The 4,593-nt window shown below is 50.2% G+C and carries 2 protein-coding genes; both read right to left on the reverse strand.

The window, feature by feature from the left end; all coding sequences use genetic code 11:
* The coding region (locus AZ66_RS27160; protein WP_044357751.1) for a DUF5696 domain-containing protein at positions 1 to 2,267 on the reverse strand (2,267 nt) is incomplete at its 3' end.
* A gap of 4 nt (positions 2,268 to 2,271) precedes the next feature.
* Positions 2,272 to 4,392 (reverse strand): YIP1 family protein, encoded by a 2,121-nt coding sequence (locus AZ66_RS27165; RefSeq protein WP_052648899.1) that lies wholly within the window; start codon positions 4,390 to 4,392, stop codon positions 2,272 to 2,274.
* Positions 4,393 to 4,593: the final 201 nt, after the last annotated feature.

The raw sequence follows: 4,593 nt of genomic DNA on the forward strand, positions 1-4,593 counted from the left end.
GCTTCACCTGCATAAGGAATCAAGCCATGCATAACCATCGAATAGAAAGGAATCATCTCGTCCGTTATCTGAAATCTGTTGCTCTGCATCGGTGCGCGGATAATCTGGCTCGCATAAGGAAGCACATACGTATTGCCGCCTTGCAGCATGACCTTGCCCCGATCCGCCGCCTGCTTCAGCGCCTTGCTGACGAAGGCAATCGACTTCTGACGCAATATGGGTTCATTCAGATTGAAATTGGAATAGATCTCGCTTCCTGAATCTTGAACAGAGACGCCATCATCCGCCAGAAGCTCCGTATGCTCCAAGTAACGGCTCATGACGGTTGGGTACAACGCTGGCGACAATAATGAATGGGAGAATGCGTCGTAATTTTTCTTGAAATTAGCTGCGTTGAATCGGAAAAACTTCAACGAGATTCGGCCAAGCGATTGTACGCTGTCCTTGGTTGCGTTCCACCCATCATCATTGTACACGCGGCCAAGCGAGAACTCCGGATACAAGGTTCCCCCTTGGGCCTGCAGCTGTTCACGCAGCCGATTCAGACCATCTCTTCCCCCCAGTTCGCGAACCGCCTTCACGTTGTTCGGCAGCTTATGCTGAATGCCACCGTTCATCCATCCGGCATAGTTCATCTGAATATTTGAGACTCCTCTAGCTGCAAGCTCCTTCACCATCTGACCAGCTTCATCGAATGTGGTGAGCGGCACTGGCGAATCATAAGAGACGCCCAAGAAGGTCTTCACTTTAGATATCGAACCGATCGCCTCTACGTAGAATGGCGCATCCGCTGGCTTATCAGCCTGTTCGCGCAGCGGCTTCAGCTGGTATTTGCGCATCAAATAATCCCGGTATGCATTCGCCATGCCCGAATATCCTGCCTCTTCGCGATTCTGGAACATGTAGCGAATTTGCAGCTGTCCTGCGTATGGCTCTGCAGGCGTCTTAATAAGCTCCTCCCTGGCATTCAGCATAACTTTGTCTTTCGGCAATACGGTGAACTGTGGGCCAATCCAGTTATATTCATGCTGCCTTCCACTGACATCTGCATAAAGGGTCGACATCGCATCTCCGTCCTCGATGACCGCTAGAAAAGAGCTCGTGCCCCGCTTCATGCCGTAAATAGGCATACGAACCGTCTCATACGTATTCAACTGCTCTGTCTTGAAGAAGCTTGGATCCTCGCCATATACAGGAAGGACTAATCCTTGCGCGTAATTCTTGCCATTATTGAAATAAATAAGTGAGCCCGAACCATCCGGCACGAACAAATAGCCATTCTCCTGCTTACCTGCTGCACCGAAGGAGGATAGAACATCGAGGGTATGCAGCCGGTATGGGGGCTGCGACTTGATTGCCGAGGCATCCACGCTCACCAGCAGGTGCTCACCATCAAGCTTGTAGCGAAGCGGCACCGTAAAGGATGCACTGCCTCCGCCCTCCCCCTCAACAACACCATTCTGCTCATTGTCGGACTTAAGATCCTCTTCGGTATATCCAGCCTTCTCAATCAGATCAAGCACTTTCTTGAGCGCTGACTTCGGAATCTCTCTACGTTCATAGATCCCCGTATCCTCATTCAGACGGAAGCGAGTCAACATCTGATTCCGATCCTTCTGGTCGAGCTTATTTAATATTTTCTCTTCCAGCCGCTGCTTGCTAATCTTGAGTGGAATCGCTTCTGCGCCGCGTTCCGGATTACCAAATTCAAAGACGACGGTCATGCCGTCCGACTCCGATTGGATGGTAAAGGTCTTATGGACAACACTGTCATTGAAGCTGTCATAGTCCTTCGTCTGTCCATTCGGCATTAAGTAGGTAAGCGACAATTGGGCGCCAAGCTTGCCCTTGATTAACGGGCTGGCCATTCCGTCCTGGTCTCGATCCTGTGGATTCGTCCACCACACCGCAGCGCTTCGAAGATCGACGACGGCAGCTTCAGCCGTGCTTTTGTTCACGAACAATTCCAGGACATCTGTTGCTGCCACTAGTTCCATGCCTGCTACCTGTTGCCGGGCTGCAGACAACTGAGTATTTGATGCCAGCGCAACCGTTCCCTTGATCGCTCCTGGCGTTGTAGATACACCGAAGTCCGGCATCGCTGCATCTCCCGTGCGCGGCAGGCTTCTTGGTTGGAACAGAACGAACAGGAGCAGCAGCACAGCCATAATCGCCCCAGCTATGCCTATGTTTCTCCATTTCCACTTCCGTCGCCGTGTGGGTGCGACAGTTCCGGAATCACGAGACTTGCGTAATGAGATTTTCATGTCGTCACCCCTCTCCGATCCGGAATGAGATTTCTTGATATACGGTGGATACGAACATGATCATTTGCTGCCCCAAGCTGAATGCTAACAGACCGAGGAATAGGATGATCCCGATAACGACGAAGGTCATCCCCATCGTGACAACTGTCTTTGATGCCGTATATTGATGCACTGTCAGCATACCGACGAACAAGAGCAAGGCGCACCATATATAGCTGATCGATTCCAGCATGTAGTAGAACGAGGTTTCCTCTTGCGTCATGATGTTGGATAGAATCAATAGTGGAATTTGCATGACAATTAACGGCATAAGCGCGTAACCCGTTGCAGTTACAATCTCCTTAAACTTGCCCTCCCCATCCATTAGCGTAGTCAATGACCAATTCGCAATACACCAGAGGAAGAATGGAATAACGGCAACCTGGACTTCCATCCATATACTGAACTGTGTCTCCAAGCTCTGAAAAATAATAAACCCGGTAAATTGCCGCTTAATAACTGATAAAATAATGAAGATAAGAAGCAAGAGCAGAGAAAAGCCCCAATGTCCTGCTTGTTCATATTTCAATTCCCAGAAGGACTTGAATGGCCTAAACATCAGCTTCCAAGCAAATCGAATCTTACCTGGTTCAGAAGCAAGTCTGCCCTTCAACATCTGATTTCCGATAATCAGCCCAACAACGAGCACAATGCACAAGGTTGCGAAGAGCCCGAATTGATCCCATATCAACTGCTTGCGATAACTCTTGAATGCACGCGAGTAATAGTCTGGGCGCATCCCCTGGCGAAATTCATGGATGGCCTCCTCAGATTCGCCAGCCCGCAGCTTCGCCTTGCCAAGGCCAACATGCGCCATATCCAAGTTATTGTTCAGCTTCAATGCTTCTTCCCACGCGGCCTCGGCTTCTTCCTCATTGCCAACCTCCGTCAATTCAACCGCCTTGCGCAGTACACGTCCATAACGAGTTGGCTCGAACACAATGATCTGATTCGATCCTTTATCAAGAATAAGTACCTTATCCCCTGACATCTCCAAGTCAATTGGAGCCTTGAATTGGCCGAACTTATCGCCATTCTGCCCGAAGATGTACAGCAGCTTGCCTTCCTTGTCATACGTAAAAATGCGGCCGCGCTTATTATCGAGTACACTATACATGCCGAACTTATCAGCAGTAACCGCAATTAAGGTGGAGAATCCGCCCATTGTGGCACTGTTGCTGAAGTACAGATCGCCCATCGGCTTTTCGTAGCCCTTGCGCTTCAATACATCCACCCCAGAAGGGTTCAGGCGGCGAACGGGCTCGGTAGACATCTCATCGGCAGTGGTTACATACATGAAGCCTTCATCATCCAGTGATATATTATTGAACTCGACCGGGATGAACAGTGCCATCTGCTTACGCTGCTCCTTCGTCGCAAACTGCTTCCAGAACAGCTCAATCGGGTTATACAGAACAGGGTTCACGCCAATAAATCCATTGAATTCCCCTTCCGGCGACAACTCCATAATGCCGTCGAAAACGCCCTTGCTCACGACATAAAATCGTTTCGTTCGGTCAACGACCAGCTTAATCGGAACATATTGCAGATCCGCCCGCATCATGTCCGACTTCGGCGTTCCCAGCGCACGTACGAAGTTTCCCTCTGGTGTCAATTCCACGATTCTCGCCTTGCCGGTATCCGCCACATAAATGCGATTGTCTTCCGTCACGAAGAGACCTTGCGGGCGTTCGAACGTATCCGTTGCCCCTTGATTCGTGAACTTGCTTACAACCCACTTGGGCTTCAGCTTGTCGTTCAGTGCGATCAACCGGTTATTGCCCGTATCAAGAACATACATCGTCCCATCAGGGCCAATAGTCATATCCTCCGGCGAATTCAATGCGCCAACGCCAAGCGCTTCACCCGTCCAGCTCCTCGACGGTTCATATGGAAGTGGTGCCTTGATCGGCTTGCCGTCATATCCATAGTTGTAGCCTTCATAGGGAGCCGCAGATGCTGTGGCATCGAACAGAGAAATTCCCAGCATGGCGCAGATGACGAAGGCAAGAACGATACGATTGCCCGCCTGCACAAGGCGGAACGGCAACATTTGGTTGGGTTGATGTAACCGATGCTGTAACATATGTTCCCTCCTTGGCTTAATCTTTCATGCCGGACGTCGACATCGTCTGCAGCACATTGCTCTGTGTAATGATGAAGATCGTGATGGGAACAGAGATGAGAATGAGCGTCGCTGCCATTGATGGCCTGTACGGATAATGCCTCCGCTAAGATTTGGCTGAATGCATAATCCAATGTCTTGAGCGTCTCACTGTACGAGAAC

The organism is Paenibacillus sp. E194, from assembly GCF_000935845.1.
In the GTDB taxonomy this organism is placed as follows: Bacteria; Bacillota; Bacilli; order Paenibacillales; family Paenibacillaceae; genus Paenibacillus_B; species Paenibacillus_B alvei_B.

Excerpts from the sequence above, each read along its gene's own strand:
- AZ66_RS27165 (WP_052648899.1), bottom strand. The coding sequence starts at position 4,392 with ATGTTACAGCATCGGTTACATCAACCCAACCAAATGTTGCCGTTCCGC.